The organism is Geodermatophilus sp. SYSU D00710, assembly GCF_054050195.1.
In genome coordinates, this window is record NZ_JBJGYX010000009.1 from 21,227 (window position 1) to 46,627 (window position 25,401).

At 77.7% G+C, this 25,401-nt stretch carries 26 protein-coding genes; 15 read left to right on the forward strand and 11 right to left on the reverse strand.

Features of this window, described 5'->3' with window-relative positions:
- Nucleotides 1-162: 162 nt before the first annotated feature.
- From ACI78U_RS06170 to ACI78U_RS06185, 4 genes are all read left to right on the forward strand, one after another.
- Complete coding sequence (locus ACI78U_RS06170) at nucleotides 163-1,122, forward strand: SAF domain-containing protein (protein WP_456874404.1); 960 nt, start codon at nucleotides 163-165, stop codon at nucleotides 1,120-1,122.
- Nucleotides 1,122-2,414: an AAA family ATPase gene (locus ACI78U_RS06175; RefSeq protein WP_456874405.1), complete on the forward strand. Its 1,293-nt coding sequence runs from the start codon at nucleotides 1,122-1,124 to the stop codon at nucleotides 2,412-2,414. The genes ACI78U_RS06170 and ACI78U_RS06175 overlap by 1 nt, the downstream gene beginning before the upstream one ends.
- Before the next feature lie 104 nt (nucleotides 2,415-2,518).
- The gene (locus tag ACI78U_RS06180; RefSeq protein WP_456874406.1) at nucleotides 2,519-3,901 is read left to right on the forward strand and encodes a WS/DGAT/MGAT family O-acyltransferase; all 1,383 of its coding nucleotides are present in this window, start codon (nucleotides 2,519-2,521) and stop codon (nucleotides 3,899-3,901) included.
- A gap of 69 nt (nucleotides 3,902-3,970) precedes the next feature.
- Nucleotides 3,971-4,483 carry a DUF6912 family protein gene (locus tag ACI78U_RS06185; RefSeq protein ID WP_456874407.1) on the forward strand — a complete coding sequence of 171 codons (513 nt, stop codon included), beginning with the start codon at nucleotides 3,971-3,973 and terminating at the stop codon, nucleotides 4,481-4,483.
- 8 nt (nucleotides 4,484-4,491) lie between these two features.
- Here the strand turns inward: ACI78U_RS06185 and ACI78U_RS06190 are convergent, their stop codons facing one another.
- Complete coding sequence (locus ACI78U_RS06190; protein WP_456874408.1) at nucleotides 4,492-8,670, reverse strand: FtsK/SpoIIIE domain-containing protein; 4,179 nt, start codon at nucleotides 8,668-8,670, stop codon at nucleotides 4,492-4,494.
- Between the two features lie 158 nt (nucleotides 8,671-8,828).
- Here ACI78U_RS06190 and ACI78U_RS06195 point away from each other — a divergent pair, with 158 nt between their 5' ends.
- Nucleotides 8,829-9,122 carry a WXG100 family type VII secretion target gene (locus tag ACI78U_RS06195; protein ID WP_456874409.1) on the forward strand — a complete coding sequence of 98 codons (294 nt, stop codon included), beginning with the start codon at nucleotides 8,829-8,831 and terminating at the stop codon, nucleotides 9,120-9,122.
- Nucleotides 9,123-9,125: 3 nt separating this feature from the next.
- Here ACI78U_RS06195 and ACI78U_RS06200 read toward each other — a convergent pair whose 3' ends face one another.
- Both ACI78U_RS06200 and ACI78U_RS06205 read right to left on the reverse strand, forming a co-directional pair.
- On the reverse strand, nucleotides 9,126-10,058 hold the full coding sequence (locus ACI78U_RS06200) for an MFS transporter permease (protein WP_456874410.1): 933 nt from the start codon (nucleotides 10,056-10,058) through the stop codon (nucleotides 9,126-9,128).
- On the reverse strand, nucleotides 10,055-10,543 hold the full coding sequence (locus ACI78U_RS06205; RefSeq protein ID WP_456874411.1) for a hypothetical protein: 489 nt from the start codon (nucleotides 10,541-10,543) through the stop codon (nucleotides 10,055-10,057). The genes ACI78U_RS06200 and ACI78U_RS06205 overlap by 4 nt, the downstream gene beginning before the upstream one ends.
- Before the next feature lie 194 nt (nucleotides 10,544-10,737).
- On the opposite strand from ACI78U_RS06205, the gene ACI78U_RS06210 reads away from it, so the two are divergent.
- Nucleotides 10,738-11,391, forward strand: coding sequence for a TIGR04222 domain-containing membrane protein (locus ACI78U_RS06210; protein ID WP_456874412.1), 654 nt, complete (start codon nucleotides 10,738-10,740; stop codon nucleotides 11,389-11,391).
- Nucleotides 11,392-11,521: 130 nt separating this feature from the next.
- Nucleotides 11,522-12,031 (forward strand): MaoC family dehydratase, encoded by a 510-nt coding sequence (locus tag ACI78U_RS06215; protein ID WP_456874413.1) that lies wholly within the window; start codon nucleotides 11,522-11,524, stop codon nucleotides 12,029-12,031.
- 24 nt (nucleotides 12,032-12,055) lie between these two features.
- Here ACI78U_RS06215 and ACI78U_RS06220 read toward each other — a convergent pair whose 3' ends face one another.
- On the reverse strand, nucleotides 12,056-12,508 hold the full coding sequence (locus tag ACI78U_RS06220) for an NUDIX hydrolase (RefSeq protein WP_456874414.1): 453 nt from the start codon (nucleotides 12,506-12,508) through the stop codon (nucleotides 12,056-12,058).
- A gap of 81 nt (nucleotides 12,509-12,589) precedes the next feature.
- Between ACI78U_RS06220 and ACI78U_RS06225 the strand changes: the two genes are divergently transcribed.
- The 5 genes from ACI78U_RS06225 (at nucleotide 12,590) to ACI78U_RS06245 (ending at nucleotide 15,938) form a co-directional block, all read left to right on the forward strand.
- A complete protein-coding gene (locus tag ACI78U_RS06225; protein ID WP_456874415.1) occupies nucleotides 12,590-13,213 on the forward strand; it encodes a DUF6758 family protein in 624 nt (207 codons plus the stop codon).
- 127 nt (nucleotides 13,214-13,340) lie between these two features.
- Entirely contained in the window at nucleotides 13,341-13,499 is a 159-nt protein-coding gene (locus ACI78U_RS06230; protein ID WP_456874416.1) for a hypothetical protein, read from the forward strand.
- 6 nt (nucleotides 13,500-13,505) lie between these two features.
- Complete coding sequence (locus ACI78U_RS06235; protein WP_456874417.1) at nucleotides 13,506-14,144, forward strand: PH domain-containing protein; 639 nt, start codon at nucleotides 13,506-13,508, stop codon at nucleotides 14,142-14,144.
- A 43-nt stretch (nucleotides 14,145-14,187) separates the two neighbouring features.
- Nucleotides 14,188-15,045, forward strand: a complete 858-nt coding sequence (locus ACI78U_RS06240) for a PHP domain-containing protein (RefSeq protein ID WP_456874418.1) — start codon at nucleotides 14,188-14,190, stop codon at nucleotides 15,043-15,045.
- Between the two features lie 35 nt (nucleotides 15,046-15,080).
- On the forward strand, nucleotides 15,081-15,938 hold the full coding sequence (locus ACI78U_RS06245) for a RecB family exonuclease (RefSeq protein ID WP_456874419.1): 858 nt from the start codon (nucleotides 15,081-15,083) through the stop codon (nucleotides 15,936-15,938).
- Here the strand turns inward: ACI78U_RS06245 and ACI78U_RS06250 are convergent.
- Nucleotides 15,935-16,573, reverse strand: coding sequence for a LysE/ArgO family amino acid transporter (locus ACI78U_RS06250; protein WP_456874420.1), 639 nt, complete (start codon nucleotides 16,571-16,573; stop codon nucleotides 15,935-15,937). The genes ACI78U_RS06245 and ACI78U_RS06250 overlap by 4 nt on opposite strands.
- Nucleotides 16,574-16,649: 76 nt before the next feature.
- On the opposite strand from ACI78U_RS06250, the gene ACI78U_RS06255 reads away from it, so the two are divergent.
- Complete coding sequence (locus ACI78U_RS06255) at nucleotides 16,650-17,537, forward strand: LysR family transcriptional regulator ArgP (RefSeq protein WP_456874421.1); 888 nt, start codon at nucleotides 16,650-16,652, stop codon at nucleotides 17,535-17,537.
- On the opposite strand, the gene ACI78U_RS06260 is transcribed toward ACI78U_RS06255, so the two are convergent.
- Genes ACI78U_RS06260 through ACI78U_RS06275 form a run of 4 tightly spaced genes read right to left on the reverse strand, consistent with a single transcriptional unit; the run spans nucleotide 17,534 to nucleotide 22,122 of the window.
- Nucleotides 17,534-18,403, reverse strand: coding sequence for an oxygenase MpaB family protein (locus ACI78U_RS06260; RefSeq protein ID WP_456874422.1), 870 nt, complete (start codon nucleotides 18,401-18,403; stop codon nucleotides 17,534-17,536). The two genes, ACI78U_RS06255 and ACI78U_RS06260, sit on opposite strands and share 4 nt — an antisense overlap.
- The gene (locus tag ACI78U_RS06265; protein WP_456874423.1) at nucleotides 18,400-19,320 is read right to left on the reverse strand and encodes an alpha/beta fold hydrolase; all 921 of its coding nucleotides are present in this window, start codon (nucleotides 19,318-19,320) and stop codon (nucleotides 18,400-18,402) included. The genes ACI78U_RS06260 and ACI78U_RS06265 overlap by 4 nt, the downstream gene beginning before the upstream one ends.
- A gap of 48 nt (nucleotides 19,321-19,368) precedes the next feature.
- A complete protein-coding gene (locus ACI78U_RS06270) occupies nucleotides 19,369-20,532 on the reverse strand; it encodes an outer membrane protein assembly factor BamB family protein (protein ID WP_456874424.1) in 1,164 nt (387 codons plus the stop codon).
- A gap of 15 nt (nucleotides 20,533-20,547) precedes the next feature.
- Entirely contained in the window at nucleotides 20,548-22,122 is a 1,575-nt protein-coding gene (locus tag ACI78U_RS06275) for a DEAD/DEAH box helicase (protein ID WP_456874496.1), read from the reverse strand.
- A 435-nt stretch (nucleotides 22,123-22,557) separates the two neighbouring features.
- Between ACI78U_RS06275 and ACI78U_RS06280 the strand changes: the two genes are divergently transcribed.
- On the forward strand, nucleotides 22,558-23,208 hold the full coding sequence (locus ACI78U_RS06280; protein WP_456874425.1) for a ferritin-like fold-containing protein: 651 nt from the start codon (nucleotides 22,558-22,560) through the stop codon (nucleotides 23,206-23,208).
- A 60-nt stretch (nucleotides 23,209-23,268) separates the two neighbouring features.
- Here the strand turns inward: ACI78U_RS06280 and ACI78U_RS06285 are convergent, their stop codons facing one another.
- Both ACI78U_RS06285 and ACI78U_RS06290 read right to left on the reverse strand, forming a co-directional pair.
- Nucleotides 23,269-23,505 carry a DUF3107 domain-containing protein gene (locus ACI78U_RS06285; protein WP_089402287.1) on the reverse strand — a complete coding sequence of 79 codons (237 nt, stop codon included), beginning with the start codon at nucleotides 23,503-23,505 and terminating at the stop codon, nucleotides 23,269-23,271.
- A gap of 97 nt (nucleotides 23,506-23,602) precedes the next feature.
- Entirely contained in the window at nucleotides 23,603-24,244 is a 642-nt protein-coding gene (locus ACI78U_RS06290; protein WP_456874426.1) for a TetR/AcrR family transcriptional regulator, read from the reverse strand.
- 68 nt (nucleotides 24,245-24,312) lie between these two features.
- Here ACI78U_RS06290 and ACI78U_RS06295 point away from each other — a divergent pair, with 68 nt between their 5' ends.
- Nucleotides 24,313-25,401 carry an alpha/beta fold hydrolase gene (locus tag ACI78U_RS06295; protein ID WP_456874427.1) on the forward strand — a complete coding sequence of 363 codons (1,089 nt, stop codon included), beginning with the start codon at nucleotides 24,313-24,315 and terminating at the stop codon, nucleotides 25,399-25,401.

Genomic DNA, 25,401 nt, shown 5'->3' on the forward strand with positions numbered 1-25,401 from the left:
ACCCGCGCGCATCTCGTCCACACCCGAACGTGTGGACAGTCCGTGCACGCAACCGCTCCCGTACCGCATCATCTGCGTCCGACCGCGCGCTGATCGCCGGTCAGGTCCGTGCCCACCGCGCGGTGGGCGGCCGGGGCGTCCCGGACAGCAGAGGAGGGTCCGGTGAGCGCTGCCACGCACACGGCGCCGATGGCGGGGGAGGCGGCGGCCGGGCCGGTGCCGCGGCGGGTGCGCCCGCCGCGCTGGCTGGACCTGCGGCTGGTCCTCGGGGTGCTGCTGGTGCTCGGCTCGGTGCTGCTCGGCGCCCGCGTCGTGAGCGCTGCCGATGCCACCGTGCCCGTGTGGTCGGTGGCCGGCGACCTGGCCGCGGGCACCGAGCTGACGGCCACCGACCTCGTCGCGGTCGAGGTGCGGCTGGGCGACGCCGCGGGGGCCTACCTGTCCACCGGCACCGACCCCGCCGGGCGCACCCTCGCCCGCACGGTGCGCGCCGGGGAGCTCCTGCCGCGCAGCGCTCTGGAGGAGCCGCAGGACCTGGTGCAGGTCGCCCTGCCGGTGCAGGCCGGCTACGTACCGCCCGGACTCGCGCGCGGGCAGGTCGTCGACGTCTACGGCGTGACCGACCCCGCCGGTACCACGACCGGCGAGGGCGTGACGCTCGTGGTCGCGGCCGCGCCGGTGCAGGCCGTCAGCGGCCGCGCTGAGGGCGTGCTGTCGACGGCGGCGACGACCGTCCAGGTGGTCATCGGCGTCCCTGCCGCCGAGGCCGCCGCCGTGCTCGGGTCGATCGGCGGCCGGCCGCTCGTGGTGGTCGTGCACGGCTCGGTGGACGACGCCGCGGCGCCCGCGGGGGCGCCGGGCAGCACCGCGCGCCCGGCCCGTCCCTCCGCCTCGGCCCCACCGAGCACCCCGTCGAGCACCCCGTCCGCTACGCCGCCCGCCTCCTCACCGTCCGCCTCCTCGGCGCCGGTCGCCTCCGTGCCGGCCTCGTCACCGCCGCCCGCCCCGCTGCCGGTCGCGCCGTCCGGGCCGGCCCTGCCCGCGCCGGCCGCGGACCAGGCGACGGCTCCCGTGCCCCCCGCCGCCGCTCCGCCGGCCGCACCCGCCGGGTCGGCGCCCTGATGGCGCTGCAGGTCGTCACCGCGGTGACCGGCGCCGCGTGGGAGGCCGCGCTGGTCGGCGCCCTGGACCGGGCCGACCACGGGGTGACCGTGGTCCGGCGGTGCGTCGACGCCTCCGACCTGCTCGCCACGGCCGCCACCGGCACCGCCCAGGCCGCGCTGCTGTCGGCGGACCTGCACCGCCTCGACGTCGACGCGGTCGCCCGTCTCGGCGCGGCCGGGGTCGCCGTCGTCGGGCTGGCCGACCCCGCCGACGGCCGTGCCGCCGAGCGGCTGCGGGCGCTGGGGGTGGCCACCGTGCTGCCTGCGGACGCGCCGCCGGAGGACGTCGTCCGCGCGCTGCGCGAGGCCGTGACCGGCCCGGTGGCGACCGGACACGACGTGGCCGACCCCCGCACGGCGCTGCCCGCTCCCGGCCGGACCGGCCCCGAGCCCGCGCCGCGGCGTCCCTCCCGGGGCCGGGTGGTGGCGGTGTGGGGCCCGACCGGGGCGCCGGGCCGGACGACGGTCGCGGTCGGTCTCGCCGACGAGGCGGCGCGCCTGGGGGTGCCGACGCTGCTGGTCGACGCCGACGTGTACGGCGGGGTCGTCGCGCAGGTCCTCGGACTGCTCGACGAGTCGCCCGGGCTGGCCGGCGCCGCGCGCCAGGCCGCCGCGGGGACGCTGGACGAGGCCGCCCTGCGCCGGCTGGCCTGGTCGGTCCGTCCGCAGCTGTGGGTGCTCACCGGGCTGGCCCGGGCCGACCGGTGGCCCGAGCTGCGTCCCCACGCGGTCGCGGCGGTGCTCGACGAGGCCCGCCGGATGGCCGACCTGACCGTCGTCGACTGCGCGTTCAACCTCGAGGAGGACGAGGAGCTGTCCTTCGACACCGCGGCGCCGCGGCGCAACGGGGCCACCGTCACCGTGCTGGAGTCCGCCGACGACGTCCTCTGCGTGAGCGGCGCCGACCCGGTCGCCCTGCAGCGCACCATCCGGGCGCTGGGCCAGCTGCGCGACCTGCTGCCGGACGTCGAACCGGTCGTGGTGGTCAACCAGCTGCGCCGCGGTCCGGTGCCCGGCGACCCCCGCGAGGAGATCGGCGACGCGCTCGAGCGCTTCGCCGGCCGCGGCGTGCGGAGCTTCCTGCCGGCCGACCGGGCCGCCACCGACGCGGCGCTCGCCTCCGGGCGGACCCTGGCCGAGGTGGCACCCGGGTCCCCGCTGCGGGCCGGCCTGCGCACGCTGGCCGCCGACCTCGCGCGGGTGCCCGAGCCGGCACGGGGACGCCGGCGTCTGCGCCGGCGCGCCGGATGAGCCGCCGGCCCGCCGCGGCTCCCCCGGGCGGGCGGTCCGCGCCGGTCCGGCTGGGGAGGACGCCCTCGTCGCCGTAGCGTGGACCCCCGAGCCGGAGGAGGACGATGGCCGAGCGGCTGAGCACCCTGGATGCGTCGTACCTCTACCTCGAGGAGCCCGGCGCCCCCCTGCACGTCGCGGGCGTGCTCGTCCTCGAACCGGTCGAGGGCGGGCTCGACGCCCTCGCCGACCTGGTCGAGGCGCGGCTGCCGCTGGTGCCCCGGTACCGGCAGCGGGTCGTCCCGGTGCCCGGCCACCTGGCCAACCCGGTCTGGGCCGACGACCCGGACTTCGACGTCGCCTACCACGTGCGGCGGTCGGCGGTGCCGCGGCCGGGCACCCAGGCGCAGCTGCTCGACCTGGTGTCCCGGGTGACCTCGCGCCCGCTGGACCACGCCCGCCCGCTGTGGGAGGTCTACCTCGTCGAGGGCCTGGCCGAGGGGCGGGTCGCCGTGGTGACCAAGACCCACCCCGCGCTCGTCGACGGGCTCGTCGCGGTGGACATCGCCCAGGTGCTGCTCGACACGACCCCGGACGCGGCCCTGCCCGCCGTCGACGACTGGGTGCCCCGCCGCGTCCCCGGCCGCGTCGAGCTGGTCCGGGACGCGCTCGCCGAGTACGTCCAGCGGCCCACCACGGCGCTCGAGAACGCATGGTCGGCGATGGGCGACCTGCGGTCGACGGCGGCCCGCGTCCGCAGCGTGGCCGGCGGGCTGGCCCGCGCCGCCGGGTCGGCCGTCGTCCCGGCACCGCACGGGCCGCTCGCCCGGACGCTGGGCACCCAGCGGCGGGTGGCGGTCGCGCGCGCCGACCTCGAGGACCTCAAGGCGATCCGCAAGGCGCACGGCGGAACGGTGAACGACGTCCTGCTCACCATCCTCACCGGCGCCCTGCGCGACTGGCTGCTCTCGCGCGGGGAGCCGGTGCTCGCCTCGACCGCCGTGCGCGCGCTCGTGCCCGTCTCCCTGCAGGACGAGGAGGGCGGCGCCGCGGGCGGCGGCGTGTCGGCCCACCTCGTCGACCTGCCCGTCGGCGAGCCCAACCCCTGGGTGCGCCTGGCGCAACTGGGCTATGCCATGCGCGGGGTCACCGACTCGGGACGGTCGGTGCGGGCCGATGCCCTCGTCGCCCTCACCGGGTTCGCCCCGCCCACGCTGCACGCGCTCGGTGCCCGCGCGGCCCGCGGGCTGTCGCGGCGGGTGTTCAACCTGGTCGTGACCAACGTCCCGGGACCGCAGGTGCCGCTCTACGCCGCGGGCAGCCGGATGCTCGAGGTCTTCCCGGTGGTGCCGCTCCTCGGCGGTCAGGCGCTGGCGGTGGGGATGACCAGCTACGACGGGCGGGTCCACGTCGGGCTCAACGCCGACCTCGACGGCGCCGGCGACGTCGACGTGCTCGCCGACCTGGTCGAGCAGGAGGTCGCGGCGCTGACCGAGTCGGTGCGCTGACCGGCTCGGCGCGGTGCGCCCGCGGGCGCGGGATACCGTCGCCATCCCCGACAGGAGAGGAGCGGCCGGGTGCGGATCTACCTGCCGGCGACGACCAACGTCCTGCGGCGACTGGTCGACGAGGGCCGGCTCGGCGGACCGCACACGGCCTTCGCCGTGACCCCCGGGCTGCGGGACCACTACGCGCTCAGTGACGCCGCGGCCGACGTCGAGGAGCTCGAGTACGCGGCCCTGCTCGCCGCCGCCCGGGCCAGCCTGCGGCTGCTCGACGTCGACCCCACGGCCGCCCGCCGCCGTGTGGTCCTGGCCGCCGACGTCCCCGACACCGCCGTCACGCCGGCCGACGACGTCGACACCGACCCCGGCGCGGTCCGGGTGACCGCCGACGTGCCGCTCGCCGACGTGGCCAGCGCGCACGTCGACGGCGCCGCCGCCGAAGCCGACGTGCGGGCGGCGGTGGCGGTCGTGCTGGAGGCCGACCTGGGCAGCGACGAGGCCCAGTTCGTGGTCGACCAGGCCGAGGGGCACGAGCTCGCCTGGTACGCGACGCAGGAGATCGGCGCGGTCCTCGACCTGCTCTGAGGACGCCGTCACGGCCGGCCGGGGTGCCGGGCGACCTGCACCCGACGGGCCGCGCCCGCGGTGACCAGCCAGCCGGAGCCGGGACGCACCGGCACCGGCGTGCGGGGCAGCCGCACGCCGAGCAGGTCGGCGTCCCCGGGGCCCGGGCAGAGCAGCAGGCCGCTGCGGCCGCGGCGGAGGTCGGCGACGGGTCCGCGGAAGGCCCCGGCGAGCTCTCCGGCGGTGCCGGCGGCGAGGACCACGACGTCGTGCCCGGCCAGGTCCACCGCCGCCGTCAGCGCCAGGACCGGCGCGTCCGCGAGCGTGGCCGCGTCGTCGAGCACCAGGACGCCCGGACGCCCCGTGAGATCCGCCAGCCAGGCCCGCCAGCCGGTGACGTCGTCGGCGGGGATCGGCACCGCGCCGGAGGAGTCCGGGCCGGCCGCGCGGGGGCCCCGCACCAGCCACGCGGCCCGGACGCCCGCACCGGTCAGCGTCGTGGTCAGCGCCCGCAGCGTGGCCGTCCGTCCGCTGCCCGGGGGACCGACGACCAGCAGCCCACCGCCGCGGCGCAGGTCGACGCACAGCAGCCGCCCCCCGTCGCCGCCCGGCCCGAGCGGGACCGCCGAGGGCGTGGTCCCGGCCGACGGGCCGGCCGGCAGCTCGGGATCGGCCGGCAGCTCCGGGATGCGCAGTGCGCTCGACGCGCCCGGCCGGTCCGCGAGCGACGCCGGCAGCGGCCGGGGCAGTGCCACCTGGCACTCGAGCGCGTCCTCCCCGAGCAACGCCCGCCCGGGCGGCCGGGACCCGGGGACCGACCGGACCGGCACACCGGCCACGGCGTAGTCGGCGCGGTCGGGCAGCGGCAGGACCAGCCGGGTGCCCGCGGCCGCGGCCAGTCGGCTGCCTGGGACGGCGCGGTCGGCGGTCATGACGCAGGTCAGGCCCGCCGAGGCGCCGTCGCGCACCAGCCGGAGGAACTCCGCCGAGCCCTGTCCGGGGACCGCGTCGTCCAGCTGGGTCATCAGCGACTCCACGCCGTCGACCAGCAGCAGCAGGGCGGGGTCCGCGGGGTGTGCCCCGGTGTCCTCGGCTCCGGCCCCGGGCGGCGCGGCGCGGCGGGCGGCGACGTCCTCGGTCAGCCGGGCCACCAGCCGGACGCTGCGCAGGGCGTCGGCGCCGCCGACCACGGTGCCGGTGTGCGGCAGCCGCGCGGCCGCGGCACCCAGCGCGCCCCCGGCGTGGTCGAGGACGTGGACGTGCATCCGGCCGGGTGGCAGGCGGCCGACCGCCTCGGCCAGCACCGTCCGCAGCAGGGTGGTGCGGCCGCTCCCGGGGCCGCCGACGGCCAGCCAGCCCCCGCCCCGGGACAGGTCGAGCACGAGCGGCTCCCATGACTGCCGGTCGGGCCGGTCGACCAGGCCGACGGGCAGCTGCGCCGGGGCGCTCCCGGACGGGACCGGCAGGTCGGCGGCGCTGACCCGGCCGGGCAGCGCGGGTTGCCAGGGACGGTGTGGCGCGCGCACGCCCGTGCGGTCGGCCGCGCGGGCGGTGGCCTCGGCGATGCGCGCCAGGTCCGACGGGCCCCCGACGGCTGCGTCGTCCGCGGGCGGCGGGGACGGTGGCCAGGTCCAGCGCCGGACCGTGGGCCCGGCCGGTGCCGACGGGCCCACCGCCACCCGCGCCGTCTGGAAGGGCACCGGCGGGGCGGAGCCCACGCGCAGCAGGCCTCCGCCGGGCCGGTCGGCCGGGATCCGGGCCGCCTCCGGGCTGCCCAGCACGTCGCGTGAGTCGGCCTCGTCGATCGTGCGCAGGCACAGCCGCAGCGAGCAGTTGGCCCGGATCTCGGGCGAGACGACCCCGCCGGGACGCTGGGTCGCCAGCACCAGGTGCACGCCCAGCGATCGGCCGCGCTGGGCGATCCCGACCAGTCCGCCGACGAACTCCGGCAGCTCCTCGGCCAGGCCCGCGAACTCGTCGACGACGATGACCAGCCGCGCGAGGTCCACCTCGTCGGGCAGCGCGCCGACGTCGGCGACCCCGGCCGCGGCCAGCAGCGCCTCCCGCCGGGTCAGCTCCGCGGTGAGCGAGCGCAGCGCACGCCCGGTGGCCGCGGCGTCGAGGTCGGTGACCAGGCCCACGGTGTGCGGCAGCGTCGCGGCCTCGGCGAAGGCGGCGCCGCCCTTGTAGTCGACCAGCAGGAACGAGCAGCGGTCCGGCGGGTGTCCCAGCGCCAGCCCGGCCACCAGGGTCTGCAGCAGCTCCGACTTGCCCGAGCCGGTGGTGCCGGCCACCAGGGCGTGCGGCCCGTCGCGGCACAGGTCGACCGTGACGACCCCGTTCCCGCTCAGCCCCAGGGGGACGGTGAGCGACGTCCGCGCCCGGGTCCAGGCCACCGCCGGCTCGTCGGTGTCCCCGGCCGGCCCGCCGGAGGTCAGCTCCAGCAGGCGGACCGCCCGGGGCAGGGCCGAGGCGGTGCGTCCCGGGGACAGGGCGGCGAGGTCGCGGGTCCACCGGGCGGCGACCGGCCGCGGCAGCCGGTCGACGACGAGCTCGGTCTGCGGCGTGCCGTCGCCGCGGTCGAGCAGGCCGGTGTCTCCGGTCTCCCCGCCGACCTCCAGCAGGACTCCGCCGGGCACCGGCAGCTCGTCCGCCCGCGAGCCGAGGGACAGCAGCACGGCACCGGAGTCGCGGCACCGGCGCAGGACGTCCCGCAGGTCCGCGCCGGCCGGCCGGTCGACCACCAGCAGCAGCCGACCGGGGACAGGCGGCGCGCCCGGGCGGCGGGCCGCCTCCTGCCTGCCGGCCACGCCCCCGAGCCGGCGCAGCAGTGCCGCCTCCTCCTCGTGGACCCCTCCGCCGGCCGGGCGCACGTGGACCGCCTCGGGGACCAGGTGCGGCAGCCACCGCGCCCAGCTCCAGTCGGCGGCACGCGCGGCCGTCGTCAGGACCGCGACGTCGACGCCGCCGGGTGGGAGCAGGGTGCCCACCTGGGCGAGCACCCCGGCCACCACGCCCAGCGCCGGTGCCCGCGGGCCGGTGACGCCCAGGTGCCCGGCGCGGCGCAGGTCGACGGTGACCGGCAGCTCGGCGGCGGTCTCGGCCTGCCGTCGGCCGTCCTCGACCCGGACGACGCGTGTCGGTCCCGACCCCGTACCCAGGCGCACCGTCAGCGCGTCGTCGTCGCCGGGACCGCGCGACCACAGCACCGCGGTGCGCCGGCGCGCCGCGGTGGCCAGCGCGGCGAGGTCGGGGCAGGCGCGGTGGGCCGCCCGGACGTCGGCGCGCACCGCCTCGGCCAGCCGGGCACGGGCGGCGCGGAGCTCCTCGGCGTGGACGGCCGCCGCGCGGCGGCCGGAGCGGCGGCCGGCCCACCGGTCCGACGCCCAGGTGCCGACCGCGACCAGCGGTGAGAGCAGCGCGAAGAACAGGAACGTCGGGGTGGACAGCAGCCAGGCGAGGGACACCCCGGCGACCGCCGGCAGGAGCACCGCGATCCAGGCCAGGCGGCGGCGGGCCGGCTCGTCGGGAGCGGCCGGCACGACGACCTCCACCTCGGATCGCTCGACCGGCGGCGCGGCGCCCGGGTGCACGAGCCACCGCCCGCCCGGTCCCGGGCGCAGCCCGGCCGGGACGTCCCGGGGGCCGGCGACCGCCAGGGCGCTGGCGCCCAGGCGCAGCACGGCGCCCGGCGGCCAGGCCACCGGGTCGCCGGTCACCTCCTCGCCGTCGAGCCGTGTGCCGTTGGTCGAGCCGAGGTCGGCGACCGTGGTCCCGCCCGCGCCGACGTCGAGCCGGGCGTGCCGGCGCGAGACACCGGGGTCGGGGAGGGACAGCGTGGCGTCGGCGCCGCGGCCCAGCACGTGCCGCCCGCTGGCCAGCCCGGCCGTGGTCCCGGCCGCGGGACCGCCGACCACGTGCAGCTCGAGCGGGCTCGACGCCGGCCGGCCGGTGCGGGGCGCGGGACGGCCGAGGCCGAGGACCGCGCCGTGCGCGAGGAGGGGAGAGGTCAGCGGCAGGTCCGCGGACAGCGCGGTGCTGTCCGACCACACGGGCGCCGGCGGGACGCCGAGGGCGGCGGTGAGGGCGGGCAGCACCGCGCCGAGCGGATCGCCGTCGGCGGCGCGGACCTCGACGTCCACGGCGCCGTCGGGACCGACCACGGTCCAGCAGCGCGGCGGCACGTCGGGAGGCGGGGCAGCGGGCACCCGCCGACCGTCGCCGCCCGCTGCCGTTCGCGCGGCCGGCGCCCGGAGGCTGTGGACGCGCCCTGTGCCTGTGGACGGTCCGGAGCCCGTCGTCCGGGCCCGGCCCTAGCGTCCGCAGCCGATCCCGGGAGGTGCCCGGGACGGACGGGAGGACCCTCGTGAAGGTCGACATCGCCACGCTGCAGTCGATGGCCGGGCAGTGCCAGGCCGAGGCGGCCGAGACGGCGGCCCGGCAGGCCACCCTGTCGAGCAGCGTCACAGGCTCGGTGCTCGACGGGTGGACCGACAGCCAGGCGGCCGTGCAGTTCAGCGCCCTCTACGAGCAGTGGCGGGTCTCCGCGCAGTCGGTCAGCGACGCGCTCACCGGGATGGGCGGGCTGCTCACCGCGGTCGCCGCCTCGTACCAGCAGCACGAGGCCGAGGTGGCCGCCCGGATCGGCGCGCTGGTCTGAGGCTCAGCCCGGGGGGGCAGGGGCGGCCGCGGCCGGTACCCGTCGCCGCCCTCCCCGTCGGCGCACCTCGGCGACCAGGTCGGGGAAGCGCTCCCACGGCAGGATCGACAGGATCGCGACGCAGTGCGGCAGGAAGATGATCCGCAGTCCGCCGAAGACCATCAGGTGGAAGCCGAGCAGGAAGACCACCAGCGCCACCCGCGCCCGGTCGGACCGGACGAGCAGCACCAGCGGTGCCGCGAACTCGAGCAGCAGCATCGCCCACTGCACGGTGGTGAGCAGGCCGGGCACGTCGAGCGTCCACTCCGAGAGGGCCGTGCCGCGGCGGATCACGGCGCGGGTGATCGTCGAGCCGGTCGCCCAGTCCCAGCCGCCGAAGCGCACCTTCGCCCAGGCGGCCAGGAAGTAGGTGAGCACCACGGTCACGAAGACCGCGGCCATCGCCCAGCCCGCGGCCTCCGACGACCGGCGGTCCCGCCACCGTGCCACGCCGATCGTCGGCAGCACGGCCAGGGCGACGAGGTAGGCGATGCGGTCGTGGTCGACCTTGCCGTAGCTCATCGCGATGACCATCCACTCGAGGTAGAGGAGGAACACCGCGGAACCGAGCAGACGGGGTGCGCGACCGGTGGCGGCGGCCAGGGCGGTGGCCACCAGCGCCCACTGGACGACGTGCACGACGGTCGGGGTCGGCGTGGGCAGGTGCAGCAGCTGCCCGATGACCAGGGGCTGGTAGTAGGCGGTCGGGACGTCGGCGTGCGCGCTCACCCACGCGGTGGTGAGGAAGACGTCGACCGGCACGAACAGGTAGGCGATGGTGCGGAACACCGCGATCCGGGCCAGCGGCACCGGCCGGGTCCAGAACCCGCGCAGGGCACCGAGGACCCGGCGGCCGCTGGTCGCCGCCGGGGGTGCGGTGGGCAGGGTGGCGCTCACGGGCCGACCTCCAGCTCCTGCCCGACGAGGACGCGGTCGGTCCACTCGCCGGTGGCCGCGCCGTCGACGAGCTCGAAGTGGCGCTGCACCACCTGCACCTCGACGAGCTCCGGCCCGCCGGGGTGGTTCTCGGCGTAGGTGTCGGCCAGCAGGACCAGCAGCGAGGGGTGGTCGACCAGGCGCGGCAGCTGGCCCTCGAACTCGGCGCGGCGCAGCCCGACCTCACCGCCGGACAGCCGCACCTCCCGGCCGTCGCCGGTCAGGCCGACGACGCGGGTCGAGATCACGGGGGCGTCGGTGTCGGCGCGCGTCGAGTACATCTTGAACGGGCCGAACGGGAAATGGGCGTCGGTGCCCCACAGCGTCCCGGTCAGCAGCAGGGCCAGGACCACGGCGGAGGCGGCCAGGCGGATGCGGCGCCCGGCGGGGGACAACACGACGACGTCGCCCTCCGTGGGGTCGCCGGAGCGGAGCGGGCGGACCACCGGGGCATCGTAGGATCGGCGGCCGCGCAGATGGGGCACCGACGCCGCGTGATGGCCGGCTGGCCTCGCCTCGCCACGCCCGCGGCGCGGCCCTCGCGCCGGACGGGCTGCGCGTGCCCCGCACTTCCGCCGGCCGGTCCGGCGGTGGGACCGTTGTCCCGCACGAGCCCTCCGCCCGAAGGTGAGGCCGCGCCATGGCAGCATCCCGGACCCCTTCCCAGCTGGACGTCTACGACGCGGCCCACCTCGGCGGCGGACCGCCCCGCGTGGTCGACACGGCCATCGTGGCGCTCGTGCGCTCGGGACGGGTCCGGGTGCACTCACCCGGCCAGTTGGCGACCGTCGAGTTGACCCGGCAGCACCCGGTCGAGGCGGCGGTCCTCGACGCCGTCGGGCCGTCGGGCCACCGCTCGGTCGACACCGTCCAGTGGCGGCTGCAGGACGACGCCCGGCTCCTCGAGGTCGGCCGACGGCTGCGCAGCGACGGCCTGGCGGCCCGTTCCGTCCTGGGCCGGGCGCTAGGCCGGGGCCGGGCGACGGTCGCGCTCACCGCCGACGGACGACGGGCACTGGCCTGGCTGCGGGACCAGTGGGGCGAGACCGACGACGTGTGGCGGGTCGCCCTCCACGGCCGCGCCGCCGTGCACGACGGCGACCTGCGGGCCGCCGTCTTCGAGCCGCCACGCACCGACCACGACCTGAGCCGCCGCAGCGTCCGCGCCGAGCGGCACCGGATCGCTGCCGAGGACCCGGGCATCGCCGCACGGCAGACCTACGGAACGGCCACCGGCGGCGCCGCCGCCACGGGGTTCCTCGGAGGCGGCGCGGGCGACGGGGGAGGCCTCTAGCCCGGCCCGGACCACCGGCTACACGACCTGCGGCACCCCTGTGCGAGTGTGCTGCCCACGGTCGTGGCGTGCCACCGCCGTGCCATCGGTGCGGTCAGCGGCGCGCTGGCCTGCAGGGACAGGAGGAACGGTGCAGTTCGGTCGGTACTACGAGGAGTTCGAGGTCGGCGCGGTCTACAAGCACTGGCCGGGGAAGACCGTCACCGAGTACGACGACCACCTGTTCTGCCTGATCACGATGAACCACCACCCGCTGCACCTGGACAGCCACTTCGCCGCGGAGACCACGGAGTTCGGCGAGAACGTCGTCGTCGGCAACTACGTCTACTCGCTGCTGCTGGGCATGAGCGTGCCCGACGTCTCGGGCAAGGCGATCGCCAACCTGGAGGTCGAGTCGCTGCGCCACGTGGCGCCGACCTTCCACGGCGACACCGTCTACGGCGAGACGACGGTCCTGGACAAGACCGAGTCGCGGTCGAAGGACGACCGGGGCGTCGTGCACGTCGAGACCATCGGCTACAAGCAGGACGGCACCGTCGTCTGCGTCTTCCGGCGCAAGGTCATGGTGCCCAAGCGCTCCTACGGCGAGGCCCGCGGCGGCGAGCAGACCGGCCGTCCGGAGCCCCGGCCCCGCTCCTGAGCGGGTGGCGCGCCGCCCGCCCGGTCAGGCGGGCAGCGCGCCCCAGCCGCGCAGCGTCTCCAGCAGCCGCGGCGTGCAGGGCAGCCGCTCGAGGTCGGCCGGGCCGGCGAACACCACCGCGTCGGCGTCGTCGCCGGGTACCGGCTGGGCGCGCGGGTCGGTGAGGGTGCAGTCGAAGTCGACGACGTCGTAGACGACGCCGTCGCCCGGGATGGTCACCCGCCCGACCTCGGCGCCGACGCGGACGTCCAGCCCGGTCTCCTCGCGGACCTCCCGCGCCACCGCGGCGGCCAGGGACTCGCCCGGCTCCACCCGCCCGCCGGGCACCGACCACAGCCCGCGGCCCGGGGCGTTGCGCCGGCGGACCAGCAGCAACCGGCCGGCGCCGTCGAGCACCACCGCCCCCACGCAGGCCACCGTCACGGCACCGTCCCGAGCCGGGGGAGGCGCGGCCGGCGGGAACGACGCGGACGGCACCCGCGCAGGGTACGACGGCGCGAGCCGGGATCGTCCGCCCGCGCTTGACGTGAGCCCCGCGTGACAGGACGGTGTTCCCCGATGAGCCCCTCCCCGGTCTGCCCTCGCTGCGGCGAGCCGCTGGTCGTGCGCCCCGGGGACTCCGCCGTGGCCTGGTGCCACCTGCACGGCGCCGTCACCCCGCTGCACCACACGGCGCTCATCGCGCACGACGCGATCGCGGCGGTCACCGCCGACGCCCGCGTCCCGGCCTGGGTGCCCGACCCGATGCCGACGGGCTGGTCGGTCACCGGCCTGGCGTGGGGCGGGGAGCCCGGCGCGCGGGCGATCGTCGTCGGCTGCGCGGGCCCGGCACCGCTGGGCGGGTCGGCCGAGATGGTGCTGGTCGCGGAGGAGCCGGGCATGGGCGTGGGCTGCGGCTACGCGGGCCTGCCGGGTCTCGACCCGGGCGACGTCATCACCGGGCCGTCGTCGGCGGCGGTCGAGGCCGCCGGGCAGCACGCCCCCCTGTGGGCGGTCCCCACGTCCGACGACCGGGCCGCCTTCGTGGGCGAGGCCTACGGGGTGTGGCTGTGGCTGGTCACCTGGCCCATGTCGGCCGGCTGGCTGCTGGCCGAGCCACGGCGGCTGCTCGACCTGCGCGAGCGGCTCTACCCCGACCTGCCACTGGGCCCGCCCAGCGAGCACCTGCTGCCGGGGGAGTGAACGCCCGGTCCCGACCGGCGTGTCCGGACGGTCCCGGCTGGGGCCTGTGTTACCCATGGGACCGGCCTCCGGGCCGAGCCGCGCGGGCACGCCGCCCGCGGGTCCGAGCACATCCCCGGAGGTGACGGTGAACCTGAAGAAGGTCCTCGTCTGGCTGGCCATCGCCTTCGTCGTCTGGTACGTCATCCAGCAGCCGGAGTCCTCGGCCGAGATGGTGAAGAGCGCCGGCGAGGCCCTCGGTGACGCCGCCTCCTCCATCGCCGCCTTCGTCACCTCGCTCGTCTAGGCGGCCGTGACCGGCCCGGCCGACGGCCGCCCGCCGCGGTGGGCCAAGGACGCCGCCAAGTACCTGCTCCCGGGCGAGCAGGCCGTCGTCGCGACCCGCCGCCACTGGGCGGTGCTGCTGTGGCCGGCCACCAAGACGCTGCCGGTGCTGGCGGCCGGGATCTGGGTGCTCACCCTCGACCCGGACAACCGGTTCTCGGCCGGCCTCGGGCTGCTCGTCGTCCTCGCCGCGCTGGGCACGCTCGCGCTGCGGGTCGGCGAGTGGTGGATGCGGCACTTCATCGTCACCCGCCGCCGGGTGCTGCTGACCTCGGGGATCATCGCCCGCACCGTCACGCTCCTGCCGCTGCGCCGGATCACCGACCTGACCTGGAAGGAGACGCTGCTGGGTCAGGTGCTGGGCTACGGCACCTTCCGCTTCGAGTCCGCCGGTCAGCAGCAGGCGTTGTCGCAGATCACCTTCCTGCCGCGCGCCGACCTGCTCTACCAGGAGGTCAGCGGGCTGCTGTTCGGCAGCGACCTGGGCAGCGCCGCCGCCGGCGACGACGAGGGCAACCCCGAGCCGCCCGCCCGCGAGCGGCCGCGGCACGACACCCAGCCGATCCCCGGCGCGCCCCGCCAGGACCCGCCCGCACCGGCGCGCTGACCGACCGGGCGCGGCCCGCGCGGGCAGGGGAGGCTGGACGCCGATGCGCATCGACCTGCACACCCACTCGTCGGTCTCCGACGGCACCGACAGCCCCGCGGCCCTGCTCGCCACCGCCCGCGCCGCCGGCCTCGACGTCGTCGCCCTCACCGACCACGACACCACCGCCGGCTGGGCGGCCGCCGCCGCGGCCCGCCCGCCCGGGTTGACCGTCGTCCCCGGCCTGGAGCTGTCCTGCCGGTGGTTCCCCGCCGACCAGCCGCCGATCAGCGTGCACCTGCTGGCCTACCTGTTCGACCCGGCGCACCGGGCGCTGGCCGGCGAGCTGGCGAGGCTGCGCGCCGAGCGCCTGGGCCGCGGCGAGCGGATCGTCGCCGCGCTGGCCGCGGCCGGCTACCCGGTGGTCTGGGAGCGCATCGTCGAGGCCTCCGGCGGCGGGGTCGTCGGCCGGCCGCACGTGGCCCGGGCGCTGGTCGAGGCCGGCGTCGTCGAGTCGGTGGACGAGGCGTTCGCGACACTGCTGTCCCACCGCAGTCCCCACTACGTCGCCAAGGCCGACACCGAGGTCCTCGAGGGCATCCGGCTGGTCCGGGAGGCCGGCGGCGTGCCGGTGTTCGCGCACGGCCTGGCCACCCGGCGGGGGCGGGTGGTCGACGACGCCGCGGTCGCCGCGATGGCCGGCGCGGGGCTGCTCGGCCTCGAGGTCGACCACCCCGACCACAGCCCCGCCGAGCGCGACCACCTGCACGGGCTGGCGCGCGAGCTGGGCCTGCTCACCACCGGGTCCAGTGACTACCACGGCACGAACAAGACGACGCCGATCGGCGCGTGTACCACCGAGCCCGGACAGTTCGAGGCGCTGCTGGCCGCGGGCACCGGCAGCGCGCCGTTCACCGACTGACGCGGGTCCGCCGTCCCGGCCGCTAGCGTGGCGGTGTGGGGAGCGCGCAACTGGAGATGCCGGGCATGCCGCGGCGGCTGTTCCCCGCGACGCCGAGCAAGCTCGCCGCGTTCGCCGACTGCCCGCGCCGCTACCGGCACGCCTACGTCGACCGGCCGACGCCGCCCAAGGGGCCGCCGTGGGCGCACAACACGGTCGGCTCGGCCGTGCACGCGGCGCTGCGCTCGTGGTGGGACCTGCCGCGGGGGAGCCGCACCGCGGTGGCCGCGCGGCAGCTGCTCTACGGCGTCTGGTCCGACACCGGTTTCCGGGACGCCGAGCAGTCCGCCCGCTGGCGCGCCCGCGCCGCCGGGTGGCTCACCGACTACCTGGCCACGGTCGACCCCGACGACGAGCCGGCCGGCCTGGAGCGCCAGGTCGCGGCCACCACGCCGGCGCTGGCGCTGTCGGGACGGGTCGACCGGATCGACCAGCGCGGGGACGAGCTGGTCGTCGTCGACTACAAGACCGGCCGGGTGCCCAGTACCGAGGACGAGGCGCGCGGCTCACCGGCGCTGGCGGTGTACGTCCTCGGCGTGCAGCGCACGCTGCGCCGGCCCTGCCGCCGGGTGGAGCTGCACCACCTGCCGTCGGGCACGGTCGCGGCCTTCGAGCACACCGAGCGCTCGCTGGCCAACCACGTCCGGCGGGCCGAGGACGTCGCCGCGGACATCGGCGTCGCCACCCGGCGGGTCGAGGAGGGCGTGCACCCCGACGAGGCGTTCCCGGCCGCACCCGGGCGGCAGTGCGGCTGGTGCGACTTCCGGCGCAGCTGCCCGCCCGGGCAGGGCGCCGCGCCGGCGCGCGAGACCTGGAGCTTCCTGCCGGCCGACGAGCCCGCCGCGTCCGGCTAGGCACCGCGGACGCCCTGCACGACCAGTGACGCCGCCAGCGCCAGCATGACGACGGCGATGACGGCGTCGAGCACCCGCCACGACGCCGGCCGCGCGAAGACCGGCCGCAGCAGCCGCGCGCCGTAGCCGAGGGCGACGAACCAGACGGTGCTGCCCAGCGCGGCGCCGCCGGCGAACCACCACCGCAGCTCCTCCCAGGTGCCGGCCAGCGACCCGAGCAGCACCACCGTGTCCAGGTACACGTGCGGGTTGAGCCAGGTCAGCGCCAGGCAGGTGGTCAGCGTGGCCGCCAGCCCCGCGCGGCGTCCGGTCTCGTCGGGGACCAGGGCCGCCGCGCGCAGCGCCCGGCGGGCGGCCAGCAGACCGTAGGCGGCGAGGAACGCCGCGCCGGCGAAGCACACCGCGGTGAGGACGCCGGGCACCCGGCTGACCAGCGTGCCGGCCCCGGCGGTCCCGGCGGTGATGAGCGCGACGTCGGAGACCAGGCAGACGGCGACGACGGCGGCCACGTGTTCGGCGCGCAGCCCCTGCCGCAGCACGAAGGCGTTCTGCGCGCCGATCGCCACGATCAGCGAGAGCCCGAGCCCCAGTCCGGAGACGGCGGCCAGCAGGGCGGGGGACACGGCAGCGGACACGGCGGCGACGCTAGGCGGCCCTCGTCGGAAGCGCCGTTCGCGTTGCTGCAGGATCTGTAGCTGTTCTGATGATCGGGTGGACCTCGACCTCGGACAGCTGCGCGCCCTCGAGGCGACCGTCGCCGCCGGCACCCTCGACGGCGCCGCCCGTGCCCTGCACGTCACGCCGAGCGCGATCAGCCAGCGGCTGCGGGCGCTGGAGACGGCCACCGGCCGGGTGCTGCTGGTGCGCAGCAAGCCGGTGCGGGTGACCGGGTCCGGGGAGGCGGTGCTGCGGCTGGCCCGTCAGCTGACGCTGCTCACCGCCGACGTCACCCGGGAGCTGGTGGGCGACGCCGCGCACGGGCCGGTGCCCCTGCCCGTCGCGGTCAACGCCGACTCCATGGCCACCTGGGTGCTGCCGGCGCTGGCCCCTCTCGCCGGCGAGCTGGCCTTCGAGCTGCACCGGGAGGACGAGGAGCGCACGGCGGTGCTGCTGCGGGAGGGCCGGGTGACGGCGGCGGTCACCGCGGACGCCGAGCCCGTGCCCGGCTGCAGCGTCACCCGGCTGGGCAGCATGTCCTACCGGCCGATGGCCACGGCCGCGTTCGCCCAGCACTGGTTCCCCGACGGGGTCACCGCCGGGGCGCTGTCCCGGGCGCCCGTCGTGGTCTTCGACCGCAGCGACGACCTGCAGTACCGCTACCTGCGCTCGCGGGGGGTCGACGAGCGGACGCCGCCGGTGCACCACGTCCCGGCCTCGGCCGACTACGTGACCGCCGTCGGCCTCGGGTTCGGCTGGGGCATGGTGCCCGCCCAGCAGGAGCCGCCGGGCGAGCTGGTCGCGCTCGACCCGGACGGCGCCGTCGACGTCGCGCTGTACTGGCAGCAGTGGAAGCTGCGCTCGCCGTCGCTGGACCGCGTGGCCGCCGCGGTGCTGGCGGCGGCGCGGCGCGCCCTCGACCAGCCCGCCGCCGGTGGTTAGGCGCCCAGGGCCGTCGGCGGCGCCGTCCGCTCGAACCCGGCACGCACGACCGGCGACAGCCGCGCCCGGTCCGGCAGCGCCAGCAGGCCGGTCCGGAAGGCCCGCAGCGCCGCCGTCGCCGCCGCGTCGGTGACCGCGAACCCCGGCAGCGAGGCCAGCCGGCGGGCCCAGGGCGGCAGCGTCGCCACCGCCAGCGACGCCAGCGTGCCCCACGCCGGCCGGGCGGGGGTCAGCAGCTGCACCCACCGCGGCATCGGTGGCAGCGCGATGAACCGCCAGGCGTCGCGGGCGTCCGGGGTGAGCGCGAGCGCCGGGCGCATCCGGGTGAAGTAGGCATCGAGGTCGGCCACCGAGGCGGGCACGTCGCCGGCGTCGGCGCCGATGAGCTCGGCCGCGACCACCTGCTCGGCCACGTAGCGGTCGGCCTCGGCGGGCGTGACGACGCCGGCCCGGCGGGCGACGTCGAGCAGCGAGTCCACCTGGCAGGCGTGCACCCACAGCAGCAGGTCGGGGTCGTCGACGCGGTACGTGCGCCCGGTCGTCCCCTCCGTGCCGCCGAGCCGCCGGTGCATGCCGCGCACCCGCCGCACCAGCCGGATCGCCTCCCGCCGGGTGCCGAAGGTCAGCGTGTCCACGTACTCCCCGGTACGGGCGAGCCGCTGCCACGGGGACTCCCGGAACACCGAGTTGCGCGCGACGCCGTCCATCGCGACCGGGTGCAGGGCCTGCAGCAGCAGCGCCCGCAGCCCCCCGACGCCGTAGACGGGGTCGGCGTGCACCCGCCAGGTGACGCTGTCCGGCCCGAAGAAGCCCAGCCGGTCCTCCTCGGGCGTCCAGTCGCGCGCCGAGGGCCGCCCGCCGCTCACCGGGTGGTCCCGGGCAGGGACGCCCAGAAGGTCTCGAGCACCTGCACCGTCCGCAGGGGGTTCTCGACGGCGGGGGAGTGGATGGCGTGCGGGACGACCTCGTGGCGGGCGCCCAGCCGCCGGGCCATGTCCTCCTGGACGGCCGGGGACCAGGCGTCGTCGGCCTCGCCGTGGGCCACCAGCACCGGGACGCCGGTGGCGGCGAGCTCGGCGACCCGGTCGGGCTCGGTGGTGATCGCCTGCGCCATGCCGCGCAGCCCGGCGGCGGTGTTGCCGAGGAACCGGCGGCCGTAGAACGCGCGGGTCGCCCGCGGCACGGCCAGGGCGCGCTCGTCGGTCATGGCCAGCTGCTCCAGCGTGGCAGCCACCAGCGGGACGCCGCCCTGGTCGAGCAGCGGCCCGAGGTGCTCGAGCAGGTCGACCCGCGGGCCGGCCAGCGCGGCGGGACCGGAGCCGAGCAGCGTCAGTGACCGGAACGCGGCCGGGTCGGCCAGGACCGCCGCACGGCCGACCAGGCCGCCGAAGCTGTGCCCCACCAGGTGGGGGATGCCGGTCTCCTCGCGCAGCAGGGCGGCGACCGCGACGACGTCGGCGGCGAGCTCGGCGACGGTGTAGGCCGCGGGGTCGTCGGGCCCGGGGGACTCGTACTGCCCGCGCTGGTCGATGGCGACCACCCGGTGCCCGCGGGCGGCCAGCGGCGCCAGCAGGGGCGCGAAGTCCTCCTTGCTGCCGGTGTAGCCGGGCACCAGCAGGACGGTGCCGCGGCGCCCGTCGCCGCCGGTGTCGAGCGCGGCCAGCGGGCCCGCCCGGCCGGCGAGGATCCGCGGGGTCGCGTCGTGGTCGGCCAGCTGCCGCAGGTCGTCGGACGGGATGGCGAGGGTGACCGACGGCATCTCGGGGCTCCCGGGCAGGACCATGTGTCCAGTCAACCTCCGCCGCGGCGGCGCCGCAGCGAGGACGTCCGGTCAGGCGAAGCCGTGCACCCGGTCGGGGAGCCGGTAGAGCAGCACCGGCCCGACCAGCGAGGCCTGCCCGCCGGCCTCCAGGCCGCCGTCGACCGCCGCCCGGCCGGCCTCGGCGCCGGTGGCGAGGTCGCGCAGCACGAACCCGCCCGACTCGGGCACCCACACGGCGGCCGAGCCCGACGCGGTCTTGCCGACGCCCCCCGTGGGCAGCCCCTGCGCGGGCAGCTCCCACCGCGGGGCGCCGGTGCCCTGGTCCAGCGCCCACAGGGTGCCGCGGGCCCACACCAGCGCGACGTCGCCCGCGCCGGCCTGCAGCAGCGGCTCGGCGGCCGGGTCGGCCCCGGCGGCGGGCAGCGGGAGCTGCTGGAGCAGGGTGCCGTCGTCGGGGCGGTGCACCAGCAGGGTGTCGCCGGTGACGACGCCGACGAGCCGGTCGGCGCCGACCAGCCGGATGCCGGCGCCCTGGGGGACGGGGACGTCCCTGGTCCACCGGGGCTGGCCGGTGGAGGCGTCGAACAGCCGCAGCTGCAGCGCCGCGGTCCCGGGGCAGCGCTGCAGCAGCACCACCCCGGCGCTACCGACGTCGGTGTCCTCGAGGAGGCAGTCCTCGGCCGCCGCGACCCGCCAGCGGACGTTGTTGCCCGCCGGGTCGAGCACCACGACCCCGGTCGGGCTGCCGGCCAGCACGGCCTGCTCGGTGCCGGCGATCGTGGCGTCCGCGCGGAGGCTGAGGTTGCGGGTCCACTGGCGCACCCCGGTGGCCGCGTCGAGGGCCAGGGCCTCGTCGCAGCGGTCGTGGGTGCGGAAGACGGCGACCACCAGCCCGTCGACCGCGGTCAGGCCGCACAGCCGGGCGTCGGCCCGGCGGTAGTGCCAGGCCTCGTCCCCGGTGACGGCGTCGACGGCGGTGAGGCCGCGCTCACCGGGCACCACGACCCGGCCGCCCTCGACGACCCGGCGGGGCAGCCCGGCGTCGGCCGCGACCGACCAGGCGCGGGCCACCTCCGCGGCGGGCGCGGCGTCGGGGACCCACGGCGGGTCAGCGGTCGTGCTGTCGGTGGCCGCGACGCTGGAGCCGCGCCAGAGCAGGACGGCGACCAGCGCCAGCGCGAGCGTGGCCGCCGTCCAGACCCAGACCCGCAACGGCGGGGGACGCAGCGCCAACGGCGGAGATCGGCGTCAGGCGGCGGACTCGGAGTCGCCGCCGTCGCCGGAGTCGCCGCCCACGTCGGTGCCGGCGGCACCGGCGGAGCGGCGACGGGCGCCCCCGCGGCGGCGACGGCGACGGCGCGGCGCACCCTCGTCCGCAGGCTGCTCGGCAGCGGCGTCGGCCGGGTCGGCGGCAGTGGCGGCCTCGGCGGCGGGGGCCGACCCGTCGGCGGGCTCCCCGCCCCGCGTGCGGCGGCGGGAGCGCGACCGCGAGCGGGCCGGGCGGTCGCCGTCCTCCCGGGAGGAGTCGCGGACCTCCTCCCGTGCCGGTCCGCGGCCGGCGCCCTTGGGCTTCCGGCCGGTCTCGCCGAGGTCCTCGAGTACCTCCGCGTCGAGGCCCTCGCGGGTGCGCTGCGAGCGCGGCAGCCGGCCGGTGGCGTCCTCGGGGACGTCCAGGTCGGTGCGGACCCACGGCGAGGTGGAGTAGGTCTCCGGCGGGTCGGCGAACGGCAGGTCGAGCGCCTTGTTGATCAGCTGCCAGCGCGGCACGTCGTCCCAGTCGACGAAGGTGACCGCGACGCCCTCGCGCCCGGCGCGGCCGGTGCGGCCGATCCGGTGCACGTAGGTCTTCTCGTCCTCGGGGCACTGGTAGTTGACGACGTGGCTGACGCCGGTGACGTCGATGCCGCGGGCGGCGACGTCGGTGGCGACCAGGACGTCGACCTTGCCGCTGCGGAACGCGCGCAGCGCCTGCTCGCGGGCGCCCTGGCCGAGGTCGCCGTGCACGGCGGCGGCGGCGAACCCGCGGTCGACCAGCTCGTCGGCGACCTTCTGCGCGGTCCGCTTGGTGCGGCAGAAGACCATCGCGAGGCCCCGGCCGCGCGCCTGCAGCACGCGGGCCAGCAGCTCGGGCTTGTCCAGGTTGTGCGCCCGGTACACGAACTGGGTGGTCTGCGGGACGGTCGAGCCCTCGTCGTTGCCGTGCGCCCGGATGTGGGTGGGCTGGGTCATGAACTGGCGGGCCAGGTTCACGATCGGGCCGGGCATCGTGGCGGAGAACAGCATGGTCTGCCGCTTCGCCGGGACCATCCCGAGGACCCGCTCGATGTCGGGCAGGAAGCCCAGGTCGAGCATCTCGTCGGCCTCGTCGAGGACCAGCACGCCGACCTTGCCCAGGATCAGATGACCCTGCTGGGCCAGGTCGAGCAGCCGGCCGGGGGTGCCGACGACGACCTCGACGCCGGCCTGCAGCGCGGAGACCTGCGGCTCGAAGGCCCGGCCGCCGTAGATGGCCTGAACGCGGATGCCGCGCTTCTTCCCGGCGGTGGCCAGGTCGCGGGCGACCTGCACGCACAGCTCGCGGGTGGGGACGACGACCAGCGCCTGCGGGACGCCGTCACCGCCCTCCGCGGCGGGGACGACGCGCTGCAGCAGCGGGACGCCGAAGCCGAGGGTCTTGCCGGTGCCGGTGCGGGCCTGCCCGATGAGGTCGTTGCCGGCCAGCGCCAGCGGGAGGGTGAGCTCCTGGATCGCGAAGGTCCGGGTGATGCCGGCCTCGGCCAGCGCCGCGACGACGTCGGGGTGGACGTCGAAGTCGCTGAACAGCGGCGCGGTCTCCTCGACGGGCGCGCCGCCGAGGGCCTCGACGGTCTGCTCGACCTGCTCGGGCGCGGGCGCGCCGGTCTCGGCGTGCTCGAGCTCGGGGGTGGTGGGGGTGTGGTCTGTGGAGGTCAGTGCTCTCGCCTCTGGTCGGCTGGGGGAGCGGCCGGCGGGCGACGACGGCGTCGTCCGGGCGCTCCGCGGTCGGGTGTCGCGGGATGCGTGTCCAGCGCCGACGCGGCCAGCGGACCGGGGCTCGATCTGCCCCCGGGCGACGGCCCGGTGTGCCCGGTCACGGGCTCCTCGGGGCGTCGGCGAGCGATCGTCAGCGCACAGATACCAGCGGACCTGGCGGCCCGCCTGTTCCCATGGTAGCGCGGGGAGCGGTTAGCCTCTGTCGCCGCGCGGGCCGCCCGCCCCGACCCCACCCGGAGGTGGCACGTGAGCACGGTCGACAGCCGCGCCGTCGTCGACCTGCTCGGCGTGCTGGCCTACGCCGAGCTGACGGCGTTCGACCGGCTGGCCGAGGACGCCCGGCTGTCTCCGACGCTCGACGGCCGGGCCGCGCTGGCGAGGATGGCCGCCGCCGAGATGGGCCACCACGACCGGCTCGCGGCGCGGCTGCGGGAGCTGGGCGCCGACCCCGCTGCGGCGATGGCGCCGTTCGTGCCGGCCCTCGACGGCTTCCACGAGGGCACCCGGCCGCGGACGTGGTTGGAGGGCCTGGTCAAGGCCTACGTCGGGGACGGCCTGGCGGCCGACTTCTACCGCGAGATCGCCGGCTTCCTGCCCGAGCCCGACCGCTCGCTCATCCTCGAGGTGCTCGCCGACACCGGGCACGCGGAGTTCGCCGTCCGCGAGGTGCGTGCTGCCATCCGCTCCCAGCGCGCACTCGCCGGGCGGCTGGCCCTGTGGGGACGGCGGCTGGTCGGGGAGGCGATCTCCCAGTCGCAGGCGGTCATCGCCGAGCGCGAGGGGCTGGCGCAGCTGATCATGGAGGGGACCGGCGACCTCACCGGCATCGCCCGGCTGGTCGACCGGATCACCGCTGCGCACACCGAGCGGATGCGCACCCTCGGCCTCAAACCCTGACACGACGCAGGGGCGCCCCCGCGGTGCGGGGACGCCCCTGCGGGACGTGCGTTGCCGGAGCTAGGCGCCGGCGACGAAGCCCACCCGGCGCTGGTCGGCCTGGGCGATCTCCACGTAGGCGATCCGGTCGACCGGGACGAGGACGCGGCGGCCCCGCTCGTCCTCCAGGGTCAGCAGCCCGTCCTTCGTGCCGCCGGACATGGCGGAGGCCACGTCGGCAGCGATCTCGTCGGGGGTCTTCGGGCTGTCGACGACCAGCTCCCGGGGGGAGTGCTGGACACCGATCTTGACTTCCACTCGGGATGCCTCCTCGGGTTGCACGGCTGCCGACCACGCTAGTCCAGCGCCGGTCGGCGGGCCCCGTCGCGCGGCTGCGCCGTCAGCGAACGGGCGCTCAGCCCGCCGGGTGCTCGCCCTCGACCCGGGGGAACCCCGAGATGCCGCGCCACGCCAGCGCCGACATGAGCGACACCGCCTCGTCGCGCGGGACGGTGCCCTTCTGCGCCAGCCACCAGCGGGCGCTGGTCTCGGCCAGCCCGGTCAGCCCCGAGGCCAGCAGGTGCGCCTGCTCCGGCGGGCTGCCGGTGTCGCCGGCGATGACCTCCGCGATCGCCTCGACACAGGCGCGGTTCCCGCGGTCGACCAGCGCCCGCACGTCCTCGTCGTTGCGCAGGTCGGACTCGAAGACCAGGCGGAAGGCGCCGCCCTCGGCGTCGATGAAGTCGAAGTAGGCGCCCACCGCGCCCTGCACCCGCTGCCGGTTGTCCTCGGTGCCGCCCATCGCCTCGCCCAGCCGCTCGGTGAGCTCGGTGACCTGCTGCTCCAGCAGCGCCAGGTACAGCTCCCGCTTGCCGGGGAAGTGCTGGTACAGCACGGGCTTGCTGACGCCGGCGCGGTCGGCGATGTCGTCCATGGCGGCTGCGTGGAAGCCCTGCGCGACGAAGACCTCCTGCGCCGCCTGCAGCAGCTGCAGCCGCCGGGCGCCGCGCGGCAACCGCGAGGTGCGGCGGGCGGGGACCGGACGGGAGGACTGCATGGCGCCGGGGATGTTACCGGCGGGTCACCCGGCGCACGCGCCGCGGCCGCCTGGCATACCGTCGCCGGGTGCCCGAGGCCCGCCGAGCGCGCACCCGCCGGACCCCCGCGCCCCCCACGGTGGCGCCGCTCTCCACCGCCCGCCTCTCGACGGCGGACCTGACCGTCCCCGCCGCCCCGCCCGCCGCCTGGCCCGGGAGGGAGGTGCCGGTCACCGGCGGCACGGTCTTCGTGCGCACCACGCCCGCCACCGGCCCGGCCGACGGGCCGCGCGAGCGGGCGGTGTACGTGCACGGCCTGGGCGGCGCCTCGACCAACTGGACCGACCTGGCCGGGCTGCTGGCGGTGCGCTGCGAGGGCTGGGCGCCCGACCTGCCCGGCTTCGGCCGCTCGCAGCCGCCGCCGTCGGGCTCCTACTCGGTGCGCGGTCACGTCCGCGCCGTCGTCGACGTCCTCGAGCACGTCGTGGCACAGCCCGGCGAGGCGCAGGGCCGCCCGGTGCACCTGCTGGGCAACAGTCTCGGCGGGCTGGTCAGCCTGGTCGCCGCCGCCCGCCGTCCCGACCTGGTCGCCACCCTGACGCTGGTCTCGCCGGCCATGCCGGTCTACCGCGTGCCGCAGTCCTTCGGCCGGGCGCTGCTGCTGCTCCTGCTCCCGGGTGTGCCCACCCTCGCCGAGCGGCGGCTGGCCCGCGTGACCCCCGAGCAGTCGGTGCGCGGCGTGCTGGCGATGTGCTTCGGCGAGCCCGCCCGGGTGCCGCGCGAGCGCCTCGACGCCGCCGTCGAGGAGGCGCGGGAGCGCGCCGCCCAGGCCTGGGCCAACCGGTCGCTCGCCCGCAGCATGCGCGGCCTGCTCACCTCCTACCTGCGGGTCGGCCGGGCCAACGCCTGGCGGCTGGCCCGTTCGCTGCGGATGCCGACGCTGGTGGTCTGGGGCGACCGCGACCGGCTCGTCGACCCGCGCCTCGCGCCGCGCCTGGCCGCCACCGTGCGCGACGCCCGGCTGCTGGTGCTCGAGACGGTCGGGCACGTGGCCATGCTCGAGGCGCCCGAGGAGACGGCGCGGGCGGTGCTCGGCCTGCTCGAGGACGCCGGGCGGCCGGACGAGCGGCCCGCGCCGGGCAGTGGGACGAGCACGCCGGAGACCCGGGCCGGCTGA

What these genes read in the sequence shown, in the direction of transcription:
- ACI78U_RS06175 (WP_456874405.1), top strand. Translation starts at nt 1,122, where the DNA reads ATGGCGCTGCAGGTCGTCACCGCGGTGACCGGCGCCGCGTGGGAGGCC.
- ACI78U_RS06180 (WP_456874406.1), top strand. Translation starts at nt 2,519, where the DNA reads ATGGCCGAGCGGCTGAGCACCCTGGATGCGTCGTACCTCTACCTCGAG.
- ACI78U_RS06210 (WP_456874412.1), top strand. Translation starts at nt 10,738, where the DNA reads ATGGCAGCATCCCGGACCCCTTCCCAGCTGGACGTCTACGACGCGGCC.
- ACI78U_RS06225 (WP_456874415.1), top strand. Translation starts at nt 12,590, where the DNA reads ATGAGCCCCTCCCCGGTCTGCCCTCGCTGCGGCGAGCCGCTGGTCGTG.
- ACI78U_RS06240 (WP_456874418.1), top strand. Translation starts at nt 14,188, where the DNA reads ATGCGCATCGACCTGCACACCCACTCGTCGGTCTCCGACGGCACCGAC.
- ACI78U_RS06265 (WP_456874423.1), bottom strand. Translation starts at nt 19,320, where the DNA reads ATGGTCCTGCCCGGGAGCCCCGAGATGCCGTCGGTCACCCTCGCCATC.
- ACI78U_RS06290 (WP_456874426.1), bottom strand. Translation starts at nt 24,244, where the DNA reads ATGCAGTCCTCCCGTCCGGTCCCCGCCCGCCGCACCTCGCGGTTGCCG.